Below are 21,821 nucleotides of genomic sequence, written 5' to 3'. Positions count from 1 at the left end.
AATCGCGGGTGGCACGGCTCACCCGGGGCCACTTAGGACCGCTCAGACGGTCAGCACCACTCGGTAGCGCGCGTGTCCGCTGTTCATGCGCTCGAAGGCCTCGGCGGCCTGCGCGAGCGGTCGTTCCTCGATGACGGCGCGCACGCCCGTCAGCGCGGCGAAATGCAAAGTCTCCTCGACATCGCGTGAAGTGCCCGACGGATGCCCGGTGACCGACAGGCCACCATTGATGAGGTCGAGCGGGCTGGTCGGCAAGAGCTCGGGCGTCACGCCGACGGTGACGAGTTCGCCCTCCGGTCCGAGCCCTCCGACGGTGGCACCCATCGCCTTCGAGCTCGCCGCGGTCGCGAGCACCACCGCCGCCCCGCCGAGCCGCTGGAGTTCGGCGGCGACATCGGACGTGTTCGAGTCGATGTAGTGGTGGGCACCGAGTTCCTTGGCGGCGGCCTCCCGCTCCGGACCGCGGGCGATCGCGACCGTCTCGAACCCCATCGCCCGGGAGAACTGCACCCCTAGGTGGCCGAGTCCGCCGATGCCGATCACCGCGACCAGGTCGCCGGCCTTGGCGCGGGTCTTGCGCAACCCGTTGAACGTCGTCACCCCCGCGCACCCCATCGGGGCGGCCTCGGCGAACGAGAACCCGTCCGGAATCCGAGCCAGCGCCGTTACCGGCGCGGTGACCGACTCGGCGTAGCCGCCCGGGTACTGCCAGCTGGGCACCTGCATGCGCTCGCATTGCATGAAATAGCCCCGGCGACAGGGCACGCAGCGATTGCAATTGCCGCCGAACCAGCCGACCGCCACGCGGTCGCCAACAGCGAAGTCCTCGACCCCGTCGCCGACCTCGGCCACCGTGCCCGCGATCTCGTGGCCGAGGGTTATCGGCCAGGACAATCCGGGAAAGTGCCCCGCATAAAACTCGCGGTCGGTGCCGCACACGCCGCACGCGGCGACGGCAATGCGGACGTGATCGCGCGGCGGCGACACGGTCTCCACGTCCGCCAGGGTGAGCGGGGCGTTGGCTTGTGCGACGTGAACTGCCTTGTGAGTGGCCATGGGCTGACGATAGGCCCGTATCCGACTGTTGGCTGGGTAGTAAGTAAACCCCGGTATCTTGGGGCCTCATGACGACCACCATCGCCGCCATGCCGGGCATTCTCGACCCGATGACCTTGCTCGGCTACTTCGGCCCCTGGGCACTGGTCGGGCTGCTGGTGGTCATCTTCATCGAATCAGGAATCCTGTTCCCGGTCCTGCCCGGCGACACTCTGCTGTTCGTCGCGGGCATGCTGGCCGCCGGCACCGCCACGCACGCGAACACCGAGTTGCACGACCAATTCAACATCTGGTTGCTGCTGGTCACCGTCCCGATCGCGGCAATCCTCGGCGGCCAGATCGGCTACTTCATCGGTCGCTTCATCGGCGTCGAGATGTTCAAGCCCGATGCCCGCTTCCTCAAGCAGAAGTACCTGGAGGAGGCGCATGCCTTCTTCGAGCAGCGTGGCCCGTTCGCCATCCTGCTGGCTCGGTTCGTGCCGATCGTCCGGACGCTGGCACCCATCACCGCCGGCGCGGCCAAGATGGGCCATACCTCGTTCACCCTGTACAACGTCATCGGTGCCGTGGTGTGGGGCTGCGGTATGACGCTGCTGGGCTACGGGCTGGGCCAGTTCGAGATCGTGCAGAAGCTGCTCGACCCGATCTTCATCCTGATCGCCGTGGCGTCCGTGTCCCCGATGATCTGGGAGTGGTACAAGCGGCGTAAGGCTGCGCAGACGAGCTGACCTGCTCAGCCCCGGCGCTTGGCCCTCTCAAAAACTTTGGTCACTTTGTTTGCGCTGGTCACGGTAGCTAACTAGCGTCACATCCAGCGCCGATTCTTGTCGGTGGTTCGAACTAGTGTTCCAGTATGACCATCGACCGGGCCGCGATCGAGGAAGCCTACCGTGGATACCGCGGTAGTCCGCTTGACGAATCATGCGGGCTGCCCACCTGCAACCGCAGACGGTTCAGGGCCCCTGAGCTTTGACGAATCAATGCGGTGTCCGCCCGCGGACGCCCATAATTTTTATGGACGCCCATAAAAAGTGACAAAGCACCGCTAAGCCGTGACCAGCCACCTTCGTGACGCCACGAAGCTGGTCGGGCGCAGCCATCCACGTGTCGTGCAGCTCAAAGCACCTCGGATTACTGCACCGCTTCTCAATGTCGGACTGCACCACCTGGCCGTCCGGCCCGATCAGCTGGGACGTCCGCTCCCATGCCGGAAACCGGCGACAGTACATACAGACCGCGCCGTCACTCTCACGCCACAGGGACACCCGCTCGTTATCCATCGCAACCCCCACACGTCGCCCGAACCACCTCACCGGCAACGCTAAGCCGAATTCGTGACAGGTGTGACAGCTTCGCGGAAGAACATGCCACTTCACGGAAGAACATGCCGACAACCAGCGGAAGAACATGCCGACAACACGGTAGACGGTTCCGGGCCCCTGAGCTTTGACGAATCAATGGAGGGTTTGTCCACCCCGGGTGGACACCGTTTGGTGGGTGCAGGCCGCGGCCATGAGATGACGCCGCTGACACGGCGCAAGCCGGGTATTACCGTGGCTTCCTCGAGCTAGAGAAATCCGAGCTGGAGGCGCGTCTTGCTGCGCTGACGTATCGGTTCACGACGTGCATGGTGAGAGTCGTGCGATCCGTGCAACTGAGGCTGACCTGCGTGCGGTTGGTCGAATGCTCAAGGCTATTGAGCGACAGTTTCCGCAAGAAGATGATCGGCGGAGCAACGCTTAGACAGCTCTGCCTTGGCATGACGTTCCACGAACAACGGGATGTCGTCGCGGACTGGCCGGCCCTCGAATCGGGCGTATTGCTCTACCACGATGCGTTTGACTTCGGCTGGTTCGACCTCTTTGTACTTCGCGACAAGTCTGCTGAAGACTTCGTCGATGATCTGCTGTTCGGTCAATGCGATCATGCCAATCAGTATGCGACTGATGCCAGGCGCTGGCGTCCGCAGCTCCAAGTTGATTGCGTTCGTCGAGTAGCCGGTCCATCGCCGCGCTGCCTACGGGGTGACCGTCGTGGCGCAGCGCAACCCGCAGCACGGACAGCAGTCGTAGGTCTCTGTCGATGGTGTCGATGGCGCGCATAGGTGTTAGACGCATTCGGTAGGCAATCGGTTCCATTCACCTTTGCGGTCGTCATAAGCTGCAATGCCCGCACCCCAAGCACTCGTAGAACACCGCGGCAACGGCGTTGACGGGTGGGGGCGATCCCCAACCGCGTCGGACGTTGGTGTGGATCGGCAGGGCGATGCCGTTGGTGTTCCATTCCAGACCGCAGGCGGGGCAGTGCATAGGCATGGTGCTGTGGCACCCGTCGGCCAGCCGCACGCTATAGGCGGTAAACCACGACCACCCGGACATGTACCGGACGGTACGCGCGGGGCGTGACCATCCGCGTGTCTGAATGAGTGCTGGGAGAGGCGCTAGAGCGGGGTCTTGGCGGTTTGGTTGGACCACCCCCGCACAGCCCACCCCGCGTCCGCATCGCCGGGCACCAAACCCGCCCGCATCGCCCCCACGCCGCAGCACGCCGCACCCACCACCCCACCACGCGCCGGCCGGGTGGGGTACCCCCTCCCCCGGCACGCACGGCCTGACGCGCGGGAATCGCGGGACGCCCCGCCGCACTGGGACGGCTGCGGTGGTCTGCGGAACTATATGGAAGTTATTTCCACATAATTCTTACTAAATTTCCTACGTTTCCTACTATCTCTAGCGCGTCGCCCTTGACCAGCAGAAACGTACTGGTTGAAGGTCTGATGTCAGCAGACCGACGGCAGCGCGGTGAGCGGTGAGGTGCGCAGGATCCGGCGGGTACCGAGGTCGGCCCCGAGCGGGTCGGGCGTGGGTGCTGGAGGCGGCGGTGTCCCCGAGCCCGAGCCCTCGACCGGGACGACGACCTCCTCCAGGAAAACGTCGAAGGGCAGCAGTTCGACGGCCAAGACGCTCAGCGGGCTCGTCTCGGGCAGGCCGAGTTCGATCAGGCGTCTGTTGATCGTGTCCTCCGGGAACGGGTGTGCGGCTCGCGGAGTCTCCTCAATGACCGGTGTCAACGTCGGCATGGTTCCATGGGCGTGGGTGAGCAGGATGTTTCGGTAGGAGGTGCCGTCGGCCTGCATCGCCTGCGCGTAGAGCATGAACCAGATTTCGGTGCGCGGATCGCCCGCCGCTGCGCTGAACACCCGGCGCCCGTTGAGCACCGTGGTCGCGTACGGGGCGCTCACATCGATCCCCGTTTCCCTGCGGTTGGCCGAGCAGATGAGCTCGGGCGGCGGATGCTGTATCCCGCTGACCCGCAGAGCGCGGCCGAAGCGCCCCTGGGCGGTCGACCACTGCGCGGGAGGCGTTTGACTCTCGTGCAGTGGTCGGTGGCCCACGCGGAACTCGTAGGTCCAAAAGCCGAAGAGCTGCAAATCGTCCGGCGGTACGCCGGGTGGGAGCGGCAGCAGGAAGACGGTGCCGGCCGGGCCGGCGGCCGGGATCAGCTCGGTCATCGCGTCGGAGCCTGAGTTGTCGGGGGTTTGGCCGGGGAAAATCGTTCGGACCGGCTCGGGATCGATCGGCAGCGGAGGTTCGCGCGTCTCGGCCAGCATCTTCTGCCCGGCCGTGCCCGTGGGTCCCAGTTCGCCGGCCAGAAGCGCGTCGGGTCCGTAGGCGAGCACCCGGCCGAAGTAAGTGTCGTCCGGGTCGGGGATCGCCTGCTCAAACTCGATCCACAGCATCCGGGTGCGCGATCCTGTCGAGGAGTAGTCGGCCGCGCGCGTGTAGGACGACTCGGCCACGCCGGTGGCGACGATCCTCGGTGTCAACACCGGGGCGGTCGTGATCGGCAGTGTGACCGGCAGCGACAGCACTTCCGCGATCGCCTCGCAGTTTGCTGTCACCGTGTAAACGGGGTTTAGCTCGGCAGGGAAGCTGCCGGGTGCCGGCTTGGGGTCGATCGCGTCGAAGAACACCAGCTGGGTGAACGAGCGCTCCACGGTGGCGGTGGGATCCTGCAGCGTTGAGGTCGGGATCGCCCGGGGCACGGTGATCGTACCGATCGGCTGGCCATCGCGGGTGAAGCTGACCGACGGCAGGGCGGCCTTGAGGGACCCGCCGGGATTGAGGGCGCTGGGCTGGGCGAAGCCGTCCCAGGTCCAGTCTCGTTTCAGTTGCAGCGTGATGGCCACGATCCAGTGGCCGAGTAACTCGGTTTGGTTGGCGAAGGTGATCGCGCCGTCGTCGGCGCTGATGGCGTGCCGCAGCGCACCGGAGGCCCCGAACACCGTGCGCTGCCCGGGAGTCCCCGACAGGGTCAGCGCGTTCTGGCTGAGGTTGAGCTGCTGCGCGAGCAGCTGCGCGATGTTGGCGCCGGGCTGGAAGTACAGTGCGCTGAACTGAGTGGCGGCCGACCCGGCGAACAGCACATCCTCGGTGGCCGCCTGTTGCCGGACGCCGTAGTCGCGGTACGGTCCGGTCATCGGCGCGCCGGTGGCGTAATAGTTGGTCTTTCCGTCGAACTGGGGCTGCAGGCGGATCCGGACGTCGCGCGCGGTCGGGATCGGCAGCGTCGTGACGCCCGCGGCTGGTGGACCCATGGAGCCGATGTCGTCAACGTTGGTGTAATCGAGGGTCAGCGTGATTTCGGAGTCCGGGTCAACGCCGAAATCGAACGTCACCGCGTAGATCACCCGGTAGGTGCCGTCGACTTCGTTCGCAGCGGTGCCCGCGACCCCGCCGTCATGGACCGGCATCTTGGCCTCGACGATGACGGTGAACGACCCGACGTCGGGGTCGGCGATGTCGAGCACGTCGCCGTTGGCCCGCGCCTGGGCGATCAGCGTGGCCAGGTTCGCGAGCGCGAACGTGGCGGGGTCCACCCCGGCGAACAGCGCCTCCGGGTAGCCGATGCGGGGCCGCCGGACGCTGAGTGTGTGGATCGGGCGCTGCGCGGGCGGCACCGCCGGGTAGGGCTGCGGGTTGTCGTCGGTGGCCACGACCAGCGCCTTGGGGGGCACCCAGCGGCGGAACTCGACGGTCGTCATCGGCACCGCGCCGGCGTGGACCGGCTGGGCGCCCGGGCCGGGTCCCCCGCCGGTGAGATCAACCAGCCGGACCCGGAAGTCGTAGTCGGCGCCGTAGCGCAGGGGCGGGACGGCGCTGAGGTCGGCCCGCGGGTTCGGCGGCGTCGGCGGTGGGCTCACGGGATTCGACGTCGGCGTTGCGCTGAAGGCCGTCGCCAGCATATGGACCACCGGGTCAGCGAGCACCAGGCTGCCCCCGGTCCACAGCGCGAAGTACAGCGGCAGCCAGGAGGGGTTCGCATTGCCATCGTTGTTCGGATGACCGGGCGTGCCGGCGGTTGGACGCACCGGTGCCGGCGCCAGCCATAGCTCGCCGTCGATCGGGGTCGCCGCATTCCCGCCGTAGGCCTGCTGAGTGAAGCCAACCGTGCCGATCACCTCGCACAGCGAAGACCAGCTCTGCTGGCCGCCGGCGGGGCGGACGTCGACGCGGTAGCCCTGGACACCGAGGGGAGCCTCGGCGACGTTGGCGGCAGGGTGGGTCGACGGGTCGGCCCGGACGTTGAGCAGGTCCAGCTGGCCATTCAGCCATGCGGTGATCTGCTCGTCGTCCCAGCCGAGCTGGATCCCGGCGTCGCTGGCCGGCGGGGTCCCGTCGGCCCCGAGGGTGGCCGCGTCGATCGTGGTGGGCTGGTTGCTGTGGACCACCTGGGCGAAGCCGTCATCATAGGTGGCGGCCTCGCGCTGCGCGTGATCCAGGTCGGCCGACGGTGTCGCCGGCGGTATCACGACCGGGAGCAGCGTCGCGGCGAACAACGGGCGGGCGGTGGATGTCAGGGCTGGCAGTTGTGCTGCGTAGCTGTGCATGAAGTCGGAGTCGGCGCTGAGCTGGGCGACCCAGGGGTTGGCGGGGTTGCGAGTGTCCAGCGTGACGTAGACGAAGCCGCCGGTGGCGAGGGTGCCCGCGGGGACGGGGATCGTGAGCGGGTAGACCAGGCCCAGCGCCTGGGCCAGGACCGGCTGGCGCAGTGTCAGCGACAGGATCTGGCCCCAGGCGATGCTGATGTCCGGGCCGATCGCTGGCGTGTTCGGCGGGGGGGCCTGGGCGCGCAGCGCGCAGCCGTAGCCGTCGCCGACCTCGGTGTTGGGCCCTGGTTGCTCAACCGCGACGGCGTTGGTGTAGCTGGCCGGCAGCGATTTCTTGATCCGCGCCGTGGTCGCGCTGGGCGGGTCGGTGGTCGGGGTCATGCCCTTGGCCACCGACTGTTTAAACAGCTGGTCGAACAGGGTTGTGGCCACCGGCGGGGGCGTCAACACCAGCGGGCGGCCGACCAGGGGGGTGCTGACTGTGGTCGGCAGCCCTGCGCTCTTGTCGCAGATGTTGACGACGACGTGGATCGCGGTGCCGGCGAACGCGGCCCCGCCCCCGAGGGGCGCCCGCGGATCGCCGACTGGCAGGACCAGCACGTTGACCGCCAGGGTGGCGTCGCCCGTGGGTGTGGCCGCCGGCGTCCAGGATTGCGGGAAAGCCATCAGGCTCAGCTGGAGTCTCTCGATTCCCATTTCGCCTACTCAGATCGTGACGGTGAGCGTCGGTGTCTGGAAGCTCTCCTTGAATTGCCAGGCGCCCTCCCAGTTGACGTTGACCACCCAGCAGATCGAGATGTGGATCCCGACCGAACACGACGCCAGCAGGTCGAGCGTCCCCCCGGGGATCGTCAGAGGCGGCGGATTGTTTGTCGGTAGAGGCGGCGGGCTGATGCTAAAGCCCAAGGACGCCGACAGTGTGATCGACGCGCTGGCGACGCCGTCGAGCAAAGTGACCGATGCCTGCCCGGTTAGGATCGCCACCAGCGTGATGCTGTCAGTGGTGACATCCAGGTCCAAGGCGATGGTGATCGAGGCCGAGCCGTCGGCGATGGCCAGAGCGATCGCGCACCCGAGCCCGATCCCGGCCTGGATGGCAAACGCGGGCAGGTTGTCCTGCACGCCGAAGTTCATGAACCCGTTGCCAGCAAGCGGGGTGGCGATCCAGTTGAACGGGTTCCCGGGCGAGCCCAGACCGACCAGGAAGTTGACCGACTGGGGGCTGAGCGTGACGTCCAGGCCCAGGTCCAAACTGACATCGGTGAGGTCGCCCAGCCCGAGTGGCAGGTCGGCGACGGTGAAGGTGTCGCTGACGCTCAGCTGCCCGCCGGAGACGGACACATCGAGGTTGGCGCCGGCGCCGCCGGGCAGGTAGGCGGCCAGCACTTGCAGGTCACTGAACACGTTCTCGACGAGGGCCAACGCGCCGCCGAAGGTGACGTTGAGGTTGGTCAGGCCCGCTTTGGTGTGTTCGTCGGCGTAGAAGCTGCCGGTGATGGTCAGCACCGTGCCGAATGCCGGCACCGCCACCTGCGCGGAGAGCGGCCCCAGCGACAACGTCCAGCTCGGCGACGGCAGGGGGGACGGCGACGGCGACGAGTTGACCGTGTACTCCAGAGTGGCATTAGCCGGTTGGGTCCTACCGGTCGTGTCGCCGTAGACCAAGGTGATTTTAATGATGTTGGAGAGGGTGATGATCGGTGTCGTCGTCGTCGGATTCCCCTTGCTATCGACCGGGAAGTCGTAGCTCTTCGAGTACTGGATCCCGCCCGGGGTCGTCTGGATCTGCGGCAGATCGCCGGTTTTGAACAGCGACAACGCGGAGTCCAATGCGGGGAACAGGCCGCTGGACCCCAGGATTGACGCCAGGTCGCCCAGGTTGGGCGAGCCCGGGTTGGCGACGGCACCCGACTGTGGGCTGGTGATGGGCGGGAACTGCAGCCCCGGCACCGCCGAGCTGCCCGCGGCGCTAGCCGTGGCCGGGATCTGCGGCGCCTCGAACAGCACCTTGTTGGTGCCGGTGGCGTGGATCAGGCTGTACAGGTTGGCGGGCTGCTGCAGCGAGCCGATGTCGGCGACGTCGGCGATGTTCCACATGTCGGGGGTGGAGTTGTTCTGTACCAGCGGGACGGGGAAGTCATCGGGCAGCGACGACGGGGCTTGGTTCTGGTAGTTCCGCACGCCCATGCTCCAGCCGCCGCCGCGCGGCATCTGCGGGGCCCCCCGCAGCGCCACACCGAGCGGCGGGTTGGTCGATGTGGATGACACGTTGGTGGTCAGCACTCCCACCTCGAACGCCGAGCAGCGCAGCACCGTGCCCGCCGTGCCGGGCCCGAAGCTTCCCACCTCCGCGGTGAACGACACGGCCGGAGTGAACGGGCCGTGACCGGACACGAGCTGGCCCAGCTGCAGCGGGCTCGGGGGTTCGCCGACCGGCAGCAGCTGCACGTAGCCGAGGATCTGCTGCGAGGGCACCAGCTGCATCCGGTTGCTCGGGTCGATCAAGCCTCCGGTGCTGACGTTTAGACCGGTCGGACCGCCGGCGACTCCGAGGTCGGCATCGAACGACACGCCCTGATAGGTGAGCGCGCCGACGGCGAATAGGCCGCCCTGCTCGGCGATGTTGCGGACGTTGAAGACGCCGAGCAGCGCGCCCTGGTGCACGGTGCCGGGGTACTTGCTGCCGTCGGCGGTGGGGAATTGGAACAGCCCGTCGGAGACGGGCTGCCAGCCGCTGTCGGTGCGCAGCACCCAGCCGGCGTTGCGGCGCTGCAGCATGATCGTCCGCACAACGCTGATGGCGTACGGGTAGATCACGCTTTGTACCTGGATCACCTCGTAGGCGGTGCGGCCCCGGGTGGTCTCGAACTGCACCTTGACGATCTTGGGCGGCGGCCCCACGCCGTTGAGCCATTCGCTGAAGATGCTCGTGCCGTAGCCGGAGAAGTCGATACGCTCCAGCGGGACGCCCGGTTGGGCGCTCTTGGGCCCGAACTCGCCGAACAGGATCGTCTCCACCGAGCCGGGGCCGGATGGTACGGGCGGGGGGCCGAGGATATTGGACAGATAGGTGCCAGCGCCTTCGCCGCCGGCCGGCAGCAGGAATCCGGAGAATATCGGGTCGGCGCCGTTGACGGCGCTGGTGCCAGTCGGAGCGACGGTCAGCGAGACCGCGGCGGAAAGCTGGGTGGAGGCGTTCAGCGGGAAGGTCGACGTGGGGCTGGAAAACGTTCCGCCCCGGGCGAGGAACTGCGACCGGGGCTGCCGACGCCGGCCGAGGTGTCGCGGTGGCGGCGCGTTCGGCTCGGCGATCACTCCCGCCAACCCGAACGGCAGGCTGAAGATCGCCGCGAACGGTGCTCCGGCTGCGACGTTGCTGATGCTGCCGGTCAACACCGGCTGGGGCGCAAGGGCAACGAGCTGCTGGTTGTCCGGAGCCGCGAGCAGCAGGGGCGGCCCGTCGGAGCCGGGCCCAAAGATCGGGCCGACCGGATCCGGCGACGGCGCCTGGGTTTCGACCGCCTCCCAGCTGACCTGCGGCAGCGCGAAGGTAGCCACGTCGGCGCCGTTGAAAACGAGGGTCATGTCAGAAACCCCGAAAGTGGCCGGCGTGGCCTGGGTGGAGGCGGCCATGCCCTCGGCCAGCCGGTTGTATGCCAGCTGCGGCTGGTCGATGCTTCCAACGCCGGTCAGCGCCAACTGGCCGAGCAGCGGGGCGATCGCCACGCCGAAAAGGTCGACATTGGTGGACAGATCAAGCAGGGCCAGCGGGTACAGCCCGGTGGGGGTCGCCGCGGGCATGTTCCTATCCTGGTTGGCCGCCGCGGCGCGCGCGGGTATGGCCAGGCTCGGTGAGGTGGCGGCGGTTTGCAGCGAGCAGCTCATCTGCGGTGGGTGCGAGCCGTCCCAGCGGGTCGTCGCGATCAGCGTGCCGAGCTGACTTGCGGTGTTCGTATCGACGGTCAGGGGCGTCTCGAAGGTGGCGGCGTACGGGTCTGGCAGTGTGGGCAGGATCCAGGCGATGTTGAACGCTTCGGACAGCACGCCGGTGCTCAGCTGGGTGCCGCTGAGGATGCCCGAGGCCGTCAGCAGGGAGGGTGAGACCACCCGAAGTAGGGCGTTCTCCAGGGTCAGCGAAAGCTCCGGCAACGCGGTCATCGGCTGGGTGGCGGCGACGACGGCAAACGAGGACGCCTGGCTGCGCAGCACAGCCAGCCCGGCGGTGCCGCCGCCACGGGAGTTGAACGGGATCCGGCTGCCTGAACTGTCCAGCGGGCGGTCGAGGTGGGCGATCAGCGATCCGGTGGTGTGCGTGACTTCGGCGTTGGTGTAGGCGACCAGCATGAAAACGGAGTCCGTGACCGTGTCGAACTCGAGGGTGGCCAAACGCCCGGCCGGAGCGGCTTCAGGCCACAGTGACAATGTGGTCGAGGCCGGCGTTCCGGCGCTTGCGGCGGCAACCAACAGCGTGCCAGTGGCGATCTCCAGCACCCAGCCGGAGATCGCGATCGTGTCCGACAGAATGCCGCAGCTCAGTGTCGCACCTTTGCCGAGGCTCAGGCGGGCCGCGCCGGGGCCGGCGGCCTCGGGCAGAGCCGTGATCGTGGTCGCGGACAGCGGGAAAGTCCAGGCCGCGTGGGAGATCGGCGCCGACCCCGCAGGGGCGAACGCGTCGGAGAGCGCCTGGGCGAAGGCGAAGTCGGAACGCGAAGCGGTGCAGGGAATCTGGATCTCGGGGATCTCGAGGATGTCGGCGTTCAACGTTGGGGTATCGCCCGTCCACTGCAGAGTGACGCTCGTGCCGTACGCGGTCATACTGGATGCGCCGACCGTCTGCAGCACTGCGGTCGAGGCGGTGAACTCGATGACAACGTCGGCCGGTGGCTGCGCGGTGGCGGCGGCCGCATCGGGAGAGCCACCGGTGCCACTCGCCGCGGACGAACTGAGCATGGCGGTAAGGGTCAGCGTGGAACCCGCCGGGGCCTCGTAGACGCCGTTCTGGAAAGTCAGCGGCTGGGTGCAGACCAGCGTGCCGCCGGTGATCGCGAACCCGGTGAACGCACCGGCCGGGAAACCCGACCCCAACAGGGACGCTAGGAACCACACGCTGCCCGCGCCCAGCTTAAGCTGGTTGTTCGGCAAGGGGAGAAGTGAGATCCTGACCGGGACCACGCCGAAAGGCGCTGCGGCACCGCCGAACCCGATCTGCTCCGAGGTCGTGATCGACAGCACGTCCACCCAGTGCAGCCCGCCGGCCGCATCCAGGAACGGTCCGTAGCTGTCCAGGACCTTGCCGCCGCTGGCCCAGCCGGGAACCCCGGTGGGATTGGCCAGCCCGGCCAAAGCGGGGCTGCGAACCACCGCGACCGTTGTCGGACCCGCGGCGGCGTGGACCTCCTCGGCGAGTTGGCGCAGCTCACTGGATAGTGCCGGCGTGGCCAGGGACGTTTCCGTGGTGCCCGGGGAGACGCGCAGCGCGACATCGGGCCCAGCCGCGATCGACGACCGTGCGAGCGCCAGGCGCGCCGCGGTGAGGGTACCCGGATCGACGCCAGGCGCCGCTGTCCAGTCGGCGGTGATGTCCGACAGTGACTGCGCGAGCGCGTCTGCGCCACTCTTCTGCATCTGGCCCTCCGTCCGCGGCCCTTTCCGGACGACCGATTAGCTGGGCGACGGGCTAATTCTCGGCAGATCGATTTAGCGTCGGGTCGGTGTGGTTAGGCAAGATCGCGGTCCGCTCAGCGGACCGGGAATCTGGGCACACGCCGCGCCGCCGGACCGCCGTGGCGGGCGGGCGGCCCGCTGTCGTCTGGGCTTGCTGGGCGTCGTCGGCTCTTCGACGCTGACTGTAGGCCTTACGAGGCTGGACAGTCTGGGTGTGCTCCACTGCGGCCCGCACGCGCCGTCGGTGTCGGTGCGGTGGATTGGTGGCGGTGATGTGCAGCGCGCCGGTAGCGGGGCTGGTGAGTGGCTGCGCATAGAGGTCGCCGCCGGGGTCGGTGACGTAGCTGCGGTGGTCGCTGATGTTCTCTGCGGTGTAGGTGGCGCGAATGGTGACGTTGTGATCGGGGAGGAACCCGCGCCGGTGATGATGTAGCCAGCCGTGGCGGTGATGGTAGCTGAGATTCGGGACCATGGGTTACTTTGCGGGAGCAGGAGTTCTCGCCGCTGATCCCAACCGTCACAGGTCGTCCTGCGCCCAACGCCCGACGCCGTCACGCACGTCCATTGCGGCCCGATGACGCAACTCGCAAAAGCTGGCCTGGGCGAGAACGCAGGTCCGCTGAGCGGACCGAGCCCTTTCCTCATCCCGCCCCGCAGGCGTGCGATGTCATGGACAACGGAACATTCCGTTAACGCACAACACAGATTGGAAGAAACAATGGCAATACAACAGATACCTGGATTCCCAGTTATCATCAGCGACGATGGGGAGATGTTCATTTTTGGCCTCGTTGATGCCAACAAGAGTCCTCTCGCCAATGGAGATTTTTTTGGCTTTCTGCACCGGCCCGTCTCGGCTTCGGCCCCGTTCGGTAGTCCTCCGGTGACATGGTCTTCCACTTCCGACCTGGCTACATGGGTTGAGACCGTGAAATACGCCTTCCGTAACAATCTGCAGATATTCGTTGGTTACGACGATGCGGTCACCGACCAATACACGGCAAACGATGGCACTATGTACACGCTTACCGCGCTGTACACTGTGACACCGCATTTGTGAGAGAGAGTCGGTGCGCGCTGCAGAATGGTGCAAGGGGTCGGTCCGGCCATCGGACGGGGGTTCACTCCGGCCACGCTGCACAATCGCTGAGAGTCCTCTCCCCTGAGGGTTACGGCCGACTTGGATGTTCCAGAACCATTTACCCGGAATCGGCCACCAATGGTTGTCCCGGGTCAAGATACTCGCGGTGTGCAGGGCACCGCCGGCCGCCAATTGGGTGACCTCGAATGCCGCTTTGCGCCCGTCGGGATAAATCAGCTTCGCGTCGGGCACTCCCTGCTCCCCGTTGCCATCCCGCGGTATTGCTTGCACACCCAACGCCTGCTCAGCGATCAGGAAAGCCATTATCTCTTCCGGTTTGAGTCTTTTGAGCCGGTCCGGAACGGCATGCACTGAGGCCACCAAGGGAGCGCAGGACAACCACCCATCGACGATTGCGGAACCGATGCACCGCTGGCTGCGTCTAACTCCACATGCGCACCATCGAAACCCATCCACACGTAGACGGAATTACCTCACCCTCGGGAGATGCGCCGGGAGAATGGCATCAGCCCTTAAATCATCGAGAGACGCTGCCGATGAGCCCTTCATACCTCTAGACAAGGAGATGGCGGATGTCAGCACCAGAAGCACAATCTGTCGACCCACACTCAGCTCTTGAGACTTACAAGGGTTGTCCGAGCGCAAATCGTTGACGAGTCCACGCTGATTGGTGTCCGACTGGGGTGGCTCATCGGTGCGGAGGCGTTTCTCCTCGCCGCCTACGCCACCGTCCTAACTGTCACCGGTCAGACGGCGGGAAGCCCGCTCAAAACATTCGCGACGGAATCGCTGTGGCTCTATTCGAAGCTCCCTATCGCAGGATTTGTGTTGTCTCTTCTCATGGGAATGTCCATTTGGTCTGGAGTCTGGTCGATGGGAAAGTTGCGACGCGACTACAAAGACACGGGGGAGTTGAAGAAGGTTCAGAAGAAGTTTGCCGTTCCGGACATCACAGTCGGCTCGCTGCTCTATCTCGGCGGCGTAAGTGCTCCCATCTTCTTGCCGCCTGTTTCCATGGCCGGATGGGCTTGGGTCTTCTTTGCAGGACGCTGACGCACAGGGCGTTTGCTTGCCAGCCACGAGTATTCAATGAACCTGATCCCGGCGAAAGGAGCGCCCATGACCCTTCGCGATAAACCGGTGGCTCGTAGTCAGACCTCGGTCGTACGATCTGGGCCTCGTTCCCGCTGGGCCTCGGCAGCTTGAATCCCCCCGGCGTTTCCGGAGGCTCCACTTCTTGTGAAGGATGGAGTCATGTCAGAAGGATCGTCGTCGCGTAGGTACCCGGCTGAGTTGCGTGTGCGTGCGGTGCGCACGGTGGCCGAGGTCCGGCACGAGTACCCGTCGGAGTGGGCCGCGATCGAGTCGGTCGCGACCAAGCTGGGGATCGGGACGGCGCAGACCCTGCTGAGCTGGGTCCGCAAGGACCAGGTCGATACCGGCAAGCGCCCCGGCGTGAGCACCGAGATGGCCGAGGAACTACGCCGGCTGCGGGCAGAGAACCGGGAACTCAAGCGGGCCAACGAAATTCTGAAATCGGCGTCGACTTTTTTCGCGGCGGAGCTCGACCGCCGGCCCCGCTGATCTACACCTATATCGACCAGAATAAGGACCGCTTCGGCGTCGAGCCGATCTGCCGGGTGCTGACCGCCCACGGCATCAAGATCGCGCCGAGTTCCCATTTGTGAGTTAAAGCGTTGTTCGACCAACTGCAGCCGAACCCGCACGAATCAGTACCACCACCCGAGCCTGTACCCACCCGAGAACGAAGACGACGAAACAGACAGTCCCACAGACTGATTCGCGCGTTACCGCGCGCTACAACCCCAGCGCCGACGCCAATTCGCGCAAGCCTGCCCGCGGGTCGGATGTCGGGGTCTCGCCCAGCACCTGCACCACGACGTGGTCGGCGCCGGCATCCAGATGCGCCTGCACCTTCGCTGCGGCCTCCTCGACGCTGCCCATCCCGACAAGGGCGCGGGCCAGCCGATCCGATCCGCCACGCACCAGATCACTCTCGTCGAACCCCTGCCGGAGCCACGAATTCCGGTAGTTGGGCAGGCCGCTGTAGACCTCCAGGTGACTGTGCGCGCGACGCAGTTGTTCGTCGTCGTCACCGCCGACCACCACCGCCTGCTCGGAGACGATCCACTTGTCCGGTCCCAGGATCTCACGCGTGGCGCGAGTGGCCTCCGGCAAGATCAGGTACGGGTGCGCGCCGTCGGCATGACTGCCGGAAAGCTCAATCATCTTCGGGCCCAACGCCGCAAGCAGTTTCGGAGCCCGGGACCCCGGTTCAATGGCATCCGGCACTGCGGCCATCTTCTCTAGATAACCACGCATGGTGGCCAGCGGCTTCTGATACGTGCCGCCCATGCCGTACTCCACCAACGGGGCGTGGCTGACGCCCAGGCCCAAGACGAATCGTCCCGGGTACAACGCGGCCAACGTGCGGGCACCGGTTTCCGCGGCCGAGGGGATCCGCACGTGGATATTCGCGATGCCGGTGCCGACCACCAGTCGTTCGGTCGCCGCCAGGAATGCCGCCGACTCAGTCAGGCATTCCTTGCCGACCACCTCCGGCAGGAACAACGAGCCATAACCCATGGCTTCGATATCGCGGGCTACCGCCTGCGCGTCGGGCATGGCCCAGGTGTCACTGGCCCACCAGACACCGATGCGGGACGGGAAGTCGATACGGGTGCGTTCATTGCTCACTGATCCGGTCACAGGTCCACAATCGTCTACCGCGCTGCCGGCCCAATCACGGGGTCAGCCCTGCAGTTGACCAGACAGCTCATGCGCATGTTCCAGCAGCAGCCGGCCCAGTTCGCGACGCCGGTCGGCGCGGAACCGGGTCTCGACCCCGGTCAGGCTCAGCGCCCAGCCCGGCTGGCCGCGCCTGTCGAATACCGCCGCCGCCATGCCCCAGCTGCCCTCGACCAGCAATGCCGGGTTCACCGCATACCCGGTGCGCCTGGTCAGCTCAATGCGTTTACGAATCGCCGCCTCGGAATGACTTGGACCCCAGTCTGTTTCAGGGGTTGATCGAGAGAAGTACTCGTCCACTTCGGCGACAGGCAAGTGACCGAGAATGGCCAGCCCGGCACTGGCCACGCCAAGCGGAAATCGGATGCCGACGTGCAGCACGTGGGACCGCAACGGAAAGCTGCCCTCTTCGGCCAACACGCAGACCGTCTCATCACCACGACGCACCGAGAAAAAGGCGCTTTCCCCGGTTTCCCGGGCCAATCGCCTCACCGCCGCACGCGCCTGATCGGTGACGTCGTAACGGTAGGCCGCGCCGACGCCGAGCAGGTAGAGCTCAGGCCCCAACGACCAGCGCCCACTCTTCGACTCTCGGCTGACCAATCCTTCGTTGGATAAGGACACCAGCAGGCGGTGCGCAGTAGGCCGCGCCAGCCCCGCCAGCTTGCCCAGTTCCGTCGTGGAAGCTCCGTCAGGTTCAGCCGAGGCCACCGCACGCAGCATCGCACTGACTCGCGCGACAACGTTCGAACCCGGCATCCCCGCATGTTAGACGTTCACTGAGTGAACGCATATATCCGCAACGGTCATCAGGCGAACAGTTCTACCGCCGTCAGCTTGGATACTTGCCATGTCAATCGCCTCTGTTGGAGAGTGTTAGCCGCGTTTACTGAATGAACGAATCGCAGGAGAACCATGACCTCGAAGGTGTACGCCTCGGCCGCTGAAGCGGTCGCCGACATCGCCGACGGCGCCACTCTGGCTGTCGGCGGGTTCGGCCTCTGCGGCATCCCGGACCAGCTGATCGACGCGCTCGCCGCGTCGTCCGCCACCAATCTGGAGGTGTTCTCGAACAACTGCGGTGTCGACGGCGTCGGGCTCGGCGTGCTGCTCGGGCTGGGCCGCGTCCGCCGGGTCACCGCGTCGTATGTCGGCGAGAACAAGGAATTCGCGCGGCAGTACTTGGCCGGCGAGCTCGAGGTGGAACTGACCCCACAGGGCACGTTGGCCGAGCGGATGCGGGCCGGCGGCGCGGGCATCCCGGCCTTCTACACCCCGGCCGGCGTCGGCACCCCGGTATCCGACGGCGGTCTGCCGTGGCGCTATGCGGCCGACGGTTCGGTGGCAATTGCCTCGCCGCCCAAGGAAATTCGCGAGTTCGGCGGCAAGCGCTACGTGCTCGAAGAGTCCATCAACGCCGACTTCGCCCTGGTGCATGCCCTGTGCGCCGACACCGCGGGCAACCTGGTCTTCAACAAGACCGCACGGAACTTCAACCCGCTGGCCGCAATGGCCGGACGGATCACCATCGTCCAGGTCGAGGAGCTGGTGCAGCCCGGCGAGATCGACCCCGACGACGTCCACCTGGCCGGGGTCTTCGTGCAGCGCATCGTGCACACCGGGCCGCAGGACAAGCAGATCGAAAAGCGCACCGTGCGAGAGGATTCCAAGTGAGCACCGGATGGACCCGCGAGCAGATGGCGGCTCGCGCCGCCGACGAGATGGTCGACGGTGAGTACGTCAACCTCGGCATCGGCTTGCCCACCCTGATTCCCGGCTACCTCAAGGGTGACGTGCATGTCACGCTGCACTCGGAGAACGGCATCCTGGGCACTGGCCCCTATCCCCGCGAAGACGAGGTCGATGCTGACTTGATAAACGCGGGCAAAGAGACCGTGACGGTCAATCCTGGTGCGGCGTACTTCGATTCGGCGCTGTCGTTCGGGATGATCCGCGGCGGACACATCGACACCGCGGTACTGGGCGGCATGGAAGTGTCGCGTACCGGTGACCTGGCCAACTGGATGGTGCCGGGCAAGATGGTCAAGGGCATGGGCGGCGCCATGGACCTGGTGCACGGCGCGTCCCGGGTGATCGTGCTGATGGAGCACACCGACAAAGCCGGCAACGCCAAGATCGTCGAAGCCTGCACACTGCCGCTGACCGGACAAGCAGTGGTGGACCGGATCATCACCAACCTGGCGGTGATCGACGTCCCCGGCGACGGTCGGTTGATCCTCCATGAGACCGCCCCCGGAGTCAGTGTCGACGACGTGGTGGCGGCTACCGGCGCCGAGTTGACGGTGGAGTTGGGTTAAGCCCCAACCCCTGCGGTAGCGACAGCGGGCCGTCGAGCGGCGGGTTGACTGCGCCGCACCACCCGCGGACGACGACCGAATGCTCGGACCAGCAGCCCGCGCACCAAGGGTGCCGGCGACCACCAGAACCACGGTCCCAACAGTTGGGCGATGCTCGGCACCACGAAGGTCCGCACGATCAGGGTGTCGACCATCAAGCCGACACCGATGGTGGTACCAACCTGTTCGATGCTCAGGACGTCGCTGGACAGCAGGGCAAACATGGTGATACCGAAGACAATTCCCGCGATCGTCACCACTGAGCCGGTACCGCCGAATGTTCGGATCATGCCGGTCTTCAGGCCTGCCGACATTTCCTCGCGCATCCGCATGGTCAGCAACAGGTTGTAGTCCGCACCTACCGCCACCAGGGCGATCAATGCAATCGACGGCACCGCCCAATGCAGGTCTTTGCCCAGCAGGTCCTGCCAGATGAACGCGCTCAGTCCGACCGCAGATACGTACGACACCACCACCGTGCCGATCACCACTGCCGCGGCCACCGGACTGCGCAGCATCACCAACACGATCAAGAACACCAACGACAGCGCGACCGCGGCCAGCAACCGAAAATCATCGGCGACGTAGCCGCGCAACTCGGCGGTTCCGGTACCAAAACCCGTGACGTTCAACGTATTTGACACCAAGGTTCCCTCCTTGGTCGACTCCCGGACCGCCGCCGTGATCTCTGGCGAACGTTGCGCTCCGTCGGTCCCGAACACCTTGCCGTCCCCGTACACCAACAGCCGGGTCGAGTGGCCGTCCGGCCCGAAGTACAGCGCTGCCGCGCGCTGGAACCGCGGGTCCTGCCAAGCCCGCTGCGGTAGGTAGAACCCACCTTCGCCGCTGTTCTCGAAGTCCTCCCGCACCCCGCGCAGGTAGTTGGTCAGCCCCGAGAACATCGTCCGGGTATCCCCGACGGTATTGGTCAATTGTGTTGTGACCGCGCCCAGTTGGTTGACCGCAACCCTCATCGAACGCACTGCCGCCTCGGCCCCGGACAATGACCGGGCCATGTCAGCGGTTCCGTTGCCAAAGCCCACGGTGCTGTTGGTCAACGCCGTTGTCGCTGCCACCACCGAGTCCACGGGCTGCACCACCTTGAGCACCAGCGAGCAGATGCCGTCGCCGGCGCAGTTCGGGTTGGCGTTGGTGAAGTTGCGCAGCGGGTCCAAGTACTGCGACACCTGAGCCACGTTGTCCTGCAACTGCTGCATGCCACCGTGCATGACGTCGATACCGGAACCCAACTGCCCCAAGCCATTCACGCTGCCACCCAGACCCTTTTGCAACTGGGTTATCGCTGCGGAGAACTGGTCCACGGTGCCCGACAGCTGACGCACCACACCCAGACGCGCACTCAGCTGGGCCATGCCGCCGTCAAGCTGGTCGGCAATGGTGCCGGCCTGATCGGTCAGCGCCGCTTGTTGTGGCAATGATCCCGCAGGCCGTGACGCCGACTGAACCATTCGAATCCCGTAGATTTCCATGATCTTTCGGCTCACCCGCTCGATCGCGATGACGCCCGCGGGGTTCCGCAGGTCATGATCGGTCTCGACGGAGATGATCTCCGGGAGCAGCCGGTTTGCCGGGAAATGACGATCCATCGCCTGATAGCCGCGATTGGCGTGGGTGGTAACCGGTTGCGCGGCAAGCTCATCGAATCCGAGCCGCAGGCCCACCACCGGAATCGCGAAGACCGCCAGCGCCAGCGCCGAAGTCACCAGTATCGGTCCGGGCCAACGGACCACCATAGTGCCGACCCGCCGCCAGCCCCGCCCCGAGCTCCGGCGACTGTCTCTAGGCTGCGCCAGTCCGTACCGGCCGGCCAGACCGATCAACGCCGGCAGCACCGTCAGCGAAGCTGCCATGCCGGTCAGAATGCCGATGGCACAGGGCAATCCGGCGCTACGCAGCATGCCGACCCGTGCGAACAGCAGGCAGGACAGCGCCGCGGCGATGGTCAGCGCCGAGGCCGCGATCACCGGAGCCACACTGCGGTACGCGAGGACCACGGCGTCTTCGTGCGACACATCGTCGCGGCGTTTCTCGTGGTAGCGCCCCAACAGGAAGATGCCGTAATCGGTTGCAGCGCCGAGCACCATCGCGGCCAGCAGGGACACCGAGAAAATCGACACCTCGATCAGGTTGCGCTCGCCGAGATACGCCACGATCGCCCGGGCCACTCCCAATCCCAGTCCCACTGTGATCAGCGGGATCGCCGAAGTGATCGCCGACCGGTACACGACGAACAACAGCAGGGCGATCAAAACCACTGTGACGCCGGTGATCACCAGCATCTGTTTGTCGATGGCGGTGAGCTCGTCGGCAATGGTGGCGCCGGGTCCGGTGACATAGGTCTGCACGCCCGGTGGCGCAGGCACTGCGGCGACCACCCGCCTGACAGAGTCCAAGGCCGCGTTGGCTTTGGCCGCTCCGAGCTCACCGCGCAGTCGCAGCATGGTGTACACGGCCTTGCCGTCGGTGCTCTGCGCGCCCGACGCGGTCACCGGATCGGACCACAGGTCCATCAGCGAATCCAGGTCTGCGGTGTCGGTACGCAACGCGGCCACCATGTGGTCGTAATAGGCCCGCTCCGGTGCGCCCAGCTGATGGTCGCTCTCCAACACCAGGTAGTTGAGGTTGCCGCCGGTGCCGTCGTGGAATTGCTGGTCCATCTTGACGCCGGCCACGTTGACCGGGGCATCGGCGGGCAGGAATCCCCTGGCGTGGTTGTGCGCGGTGCTTTCCAGTTGCGGCACCAGCAGATTGCCGGCCGCGGCGGCCAGCACCCACAACCCGATGACGACTACCGCGTACCGACTACAGAATCTCGCGACGGAGTCCCACATGGCAGCTGAAACTACGAGCTCACGGCCCGATCAGGCGTCGTACCGGAGGTGAGACCTCGCCTCCTACCGTGGTAGGACACGCGGGCCTGCCCAAGCATGATGTACTCCGGTGGCACCACCTTTACGCTGGC

At 66.1% G+C, this 21,821-nt stretch carries 15 protein-coding genes and 1 other annotated feature; of the genes, 7 read left to right on the top strand and 8 right to left on the bottom strand.

The window, feature by feature from the left end:
• Positions 1–42: 42 nt before the first annotated feature.
• Positions 43–1,056 carry an alcohol dehydrogenase catalytic domain-containing protein gene (locus M2432_RS07250; RefSeq protein WP_280826077.1) on the bottom strand — a complete coding sequence of 338 codons (1,014 nt, stop codon included), beginning with the start codon at positions 1,054–1,056 and terminating at the stop codon, positions 43–45.
• Between the two features lie 68 nt (positions 1,057–1,124).
• Between M2432_RS07250 and M2432_RS07245 the strand changes: the two genes are divergently transcribed.
• Complete coding sequence (locus M2432_RS07245; protein WP_280826076.1) at positions 1,125–1,784, top strand: VTT domain-containing protein; 660 nt, start codon at positions 1,125–1,127, stop codon at positions 1,782–1,784.
• Between the two features lie 965 nt (positions 1,785–2,749).
• Here M2432_RS07245 and M2432_RS07240 read toward each other — a convergent pair.
• From M2432_RS07240 to M2432_RS07225, 4 genes are all read right to left on the bottom strand, one after another.
• Positions 2,750–2,983, bottom strand: coding sequence for a hypothetical protein (locus M2432_RS07240; protein WP_280826075.1), 234 nt, complete (start codon positions 2,981–2,983; stop codon positions 2,750–2,752).
• A gap of 226 nt (positions 2,984–3,209) precedes the next feature.
• A complete protein-coding gene (locus M2432_RS07235) occupies positions 3,210–3,434 on the bottom strand; it encodes a hypothetical protein (RefSeq protein ID WP_280826074.1) in 225 nt (74 codons plus the stop codon).
• 401 nt (positions 3,435–3,835) lie between these two features.
• The gene (locus M2432_RS07230) at positions 3,836–7,642 is read right to left on the bottom strand and encodes a hypothetical protein (RefSeq protein WP_280826073.1); all 3,807 of its coding nucleotides are present in this window, start codon (positions 7,640–7,642) and stop codon (positions 3,836–3,838) included.
• Between the two features lie 9 nt (positions 7,643–7,651).
• Positions 7,652–12,571 (bottom strand): hypothetical protein, encoded by a 4,920-nt coding sequence (locus M2432_RS07225; protein ID WP_280826072.1) that lies wholly within the window; start codon positions 12,569–12,571, stop codon positions 7,652–7,654.
• 88 nt (positions 12,572–12,659) lie between these two features.
• Between M2432_RS07225 and M2432_RS07220 the strand changes: the two genes are divergently transcribed.
• From M2432_RS07220 to M2432_RS07205, 4 genes are all read left to right on the top strand, one after another.
• A complete protein-coding gene (locus M2432_RS07220; RefSeq protein ID WP_280826071.1) occupies positions 12,660–13,043 on the top strand; it encodes a hypothetical protein in 384 nt (127 codons plus the stop codon).
• Between the two features lie 141 nt (positions 13,044–13,184).
• Complete coding sequence (locus tag M2432_RS07215; RefSeq protein ID WP_280826070.1) at positions 13,185–13,670, top strand: hypothetical protein; 486 nt, start codon at positions 13,185–13,187, stop codon at positions 13,668–13,670.
• A 657-nt stretch (positions 13,671–14,327) separates the two neighbouring features.
• The gene (locus M2432_RS07210; RefSeq protein WP_280826069.1) at positions 14,328–14,765 is read left to right on the top strand and encodes a hypothetical protein; all 438 of its coding nucleotides are present in this window, start codon (positions 14,328–14,330) and stop codon (positions 14,763–14,765) included.
• Between the two features lie 201 nt (positions 14,766–14,966).
• Positions 14,967–15,296: a transposase gene (locus M2432_RS07205; RefSeq protein ID WP_280826068.1), complete on the top strand. Its 330-nt coding sequence runs from the start codon at positions 14,967–14,969 to the stop codon at positions 15,294–15,296.
• Positions 15,257–15,385, top strand: a sequence feature (AL1L pseudoknot). (Overlaps the previous gene by 40 nt.)
• 145 nt (positions 15,386–15,530) lie before the next feature.
• Here M2432_RS07205 and M2432_RS07200 read toward each other — a convergent pair.
• Positions 15,531–16,442, bottom strand: coding sequence for an LLM class F420-dependent oxidoreductase (locus tag M2432_RS07200; protein ID WP_280826067.1), 912 nt, complete (start codon positions 16,440–16,442; stop codon positions 15,531–15,533).
• Positions 16,443–16,484: 42 nt separating this feature from the next.
• On the bottom strand, positions 16,485–17,240 hold the full coding sequence (locus tag M2432_RS07195; protein ID WP_280826066.1) for an IclR family transcriptional regulator: 756 nt from the start codon (positions 17,238–17,240) through the stop codon (positions 16,485–16,487).
• Between the two features lie 156 nt (positions 17,241–17,396).
• On the opposite strand from M2432_RS07195, the gene M2432_RS07190 reads away from it, so the two are divergent.
• Both M2432_RS07190 and M2432_RS07185 read left to right on the top strand, forming a co-directional pair.
• Complete coding sequence (locus M2432_RS07190) at positions 17,397–18,155, top strand: CoA transferase subunit A (RefSeq protein ID WP_280826065.1); 759 nt, start codon at positions 17,397–17,399, stop codon at positions 18,153–18,155.
• The gene (locus M2432_RS07185) at positions 18,152–18,799 is read left to right on the top strand and encodes a 3-oxoacid CoA-transferase subunit B (RefSeq protein WP_280826064.1); all 648 of its coding nucleotides are present in this window, start codon (positions 18,152–18,154) and stop codon (positions 18,797–18,799) included. The genes M2432_RS07190 and M2432_RS07185 overlap by 4 nt, the downstream gene beginning before the upstream one ends.
• Here M2432_RS07185 and M2432_RS07180 read toward each other — a convergent pair.
• Positions 18,796–21,690 carry an RND family transporter gene (locus M2432_RS07180; protein ID WP_348536295.1) on the bottom strand — a complete coding sequence of 965 codons (2,895 nt, stop codon included), beginning with the start codon at positions 21,688–21,690 and terminating at the stop codon, positions 18,796–18,798. The two genes, M2432_RS07185 and M2432_RS07180, sit on opposite strands and share 4 nt — an antisense overlap.
• Positions 21,691–21,821: the final 131 nt, after the last annotated feature.

The sequence above is a fragment of the Mycobacterium sp. OTB74 genome (genome assembly GCF_029892685.1).
In the GTDB taxonomy this organism is placed as follows: domain Bacteria; phylum Actinomycetota; class Actinomycetes; order Mycobacteriales; family Mycobacteriaceae; genus Mycobacterium.
The sequence above is the reverse complement of the archived record's forward strand: the minus strand, read 5'-3'. Positions and strand labels throughout refer to the sequence as shown.

Coding starts and splice junctions, on each gene's coding strand:
- M2432_RS07250 (WP_280826077.1), bottom strand. CDS start 1,056: ATGGCCACTCACAAGGCAGTTCACGTCGCACAAGCCAACGCCCCGCTC.
- M2432_RS07245 (WP_280826076.1), top strand. CDS start 1,125: ATGACGACCACCATCGCCGCCATGCCGGGCATTCTCGACCCGATGACC.
- M2432_RS07240 (WP_280826075.1), bottom strand. CDS start 2,983: ATGATCGCATTGACCGAACAGCAGATCATCGACGAAGTCTTCAGCAGA.
- M2432_RS07235 (WP_280826074.1), bottom strand. CDS start 3,434: ATGTCCGGGTGGTCGTGGTTTACCGCCTATAGCGTGCGGCTGGCCGAC.
- M2432_RS07230 (WP_280826073.1), bottom strand. CDS start 7,642: ATGGGAATCGAGAGACTCCAGCTGAGCCTGATGGCTTTCCCGCAATCC.
- M2432_RS07225 (WP_280826072.1), bottom strand. CDS start 12,571: ATGCAGAAGAGTGGCGCAGACGCGCTCGCGCAGTCACTGTCGGACATC.
- M2432_RS07215 (WP_280826070.1), top strand. CDS start 13,185: ATGACGCAACTCGCAAAAGCTGGCCTGGGCGAGAACGCAGGTCCGCTG.
- M2432_RS07205 (WP_280826068.1), top strand. CDS start 14,967: ATGTCAGAAGGATCGTCGTCGCGTAGGTACCCGGCTGAGTTGCGTGTG.
- M2432_RS07195 (WP_280826066.1), bottom strand. CDS start 17,240: ATGCCGGGTTCGAACGTTGTCGCGCGAGTCAGTGCGATGCTGCGTGCG.
- M2432_RS07190 (WP_280826065.1), top strand. CDS start 17,397: ATGACCTCGAAGGTGTACGCCTCGGCCGCTGAAGCGGTCGCCGACATC.
- M2432_RS07180 (WP_348536295.1), bottom strand. CDS start 21,690: ATGTGGGACTCCGTCGCGAGATTCTGTAGTCGGTACGCGGTAGTCGTC.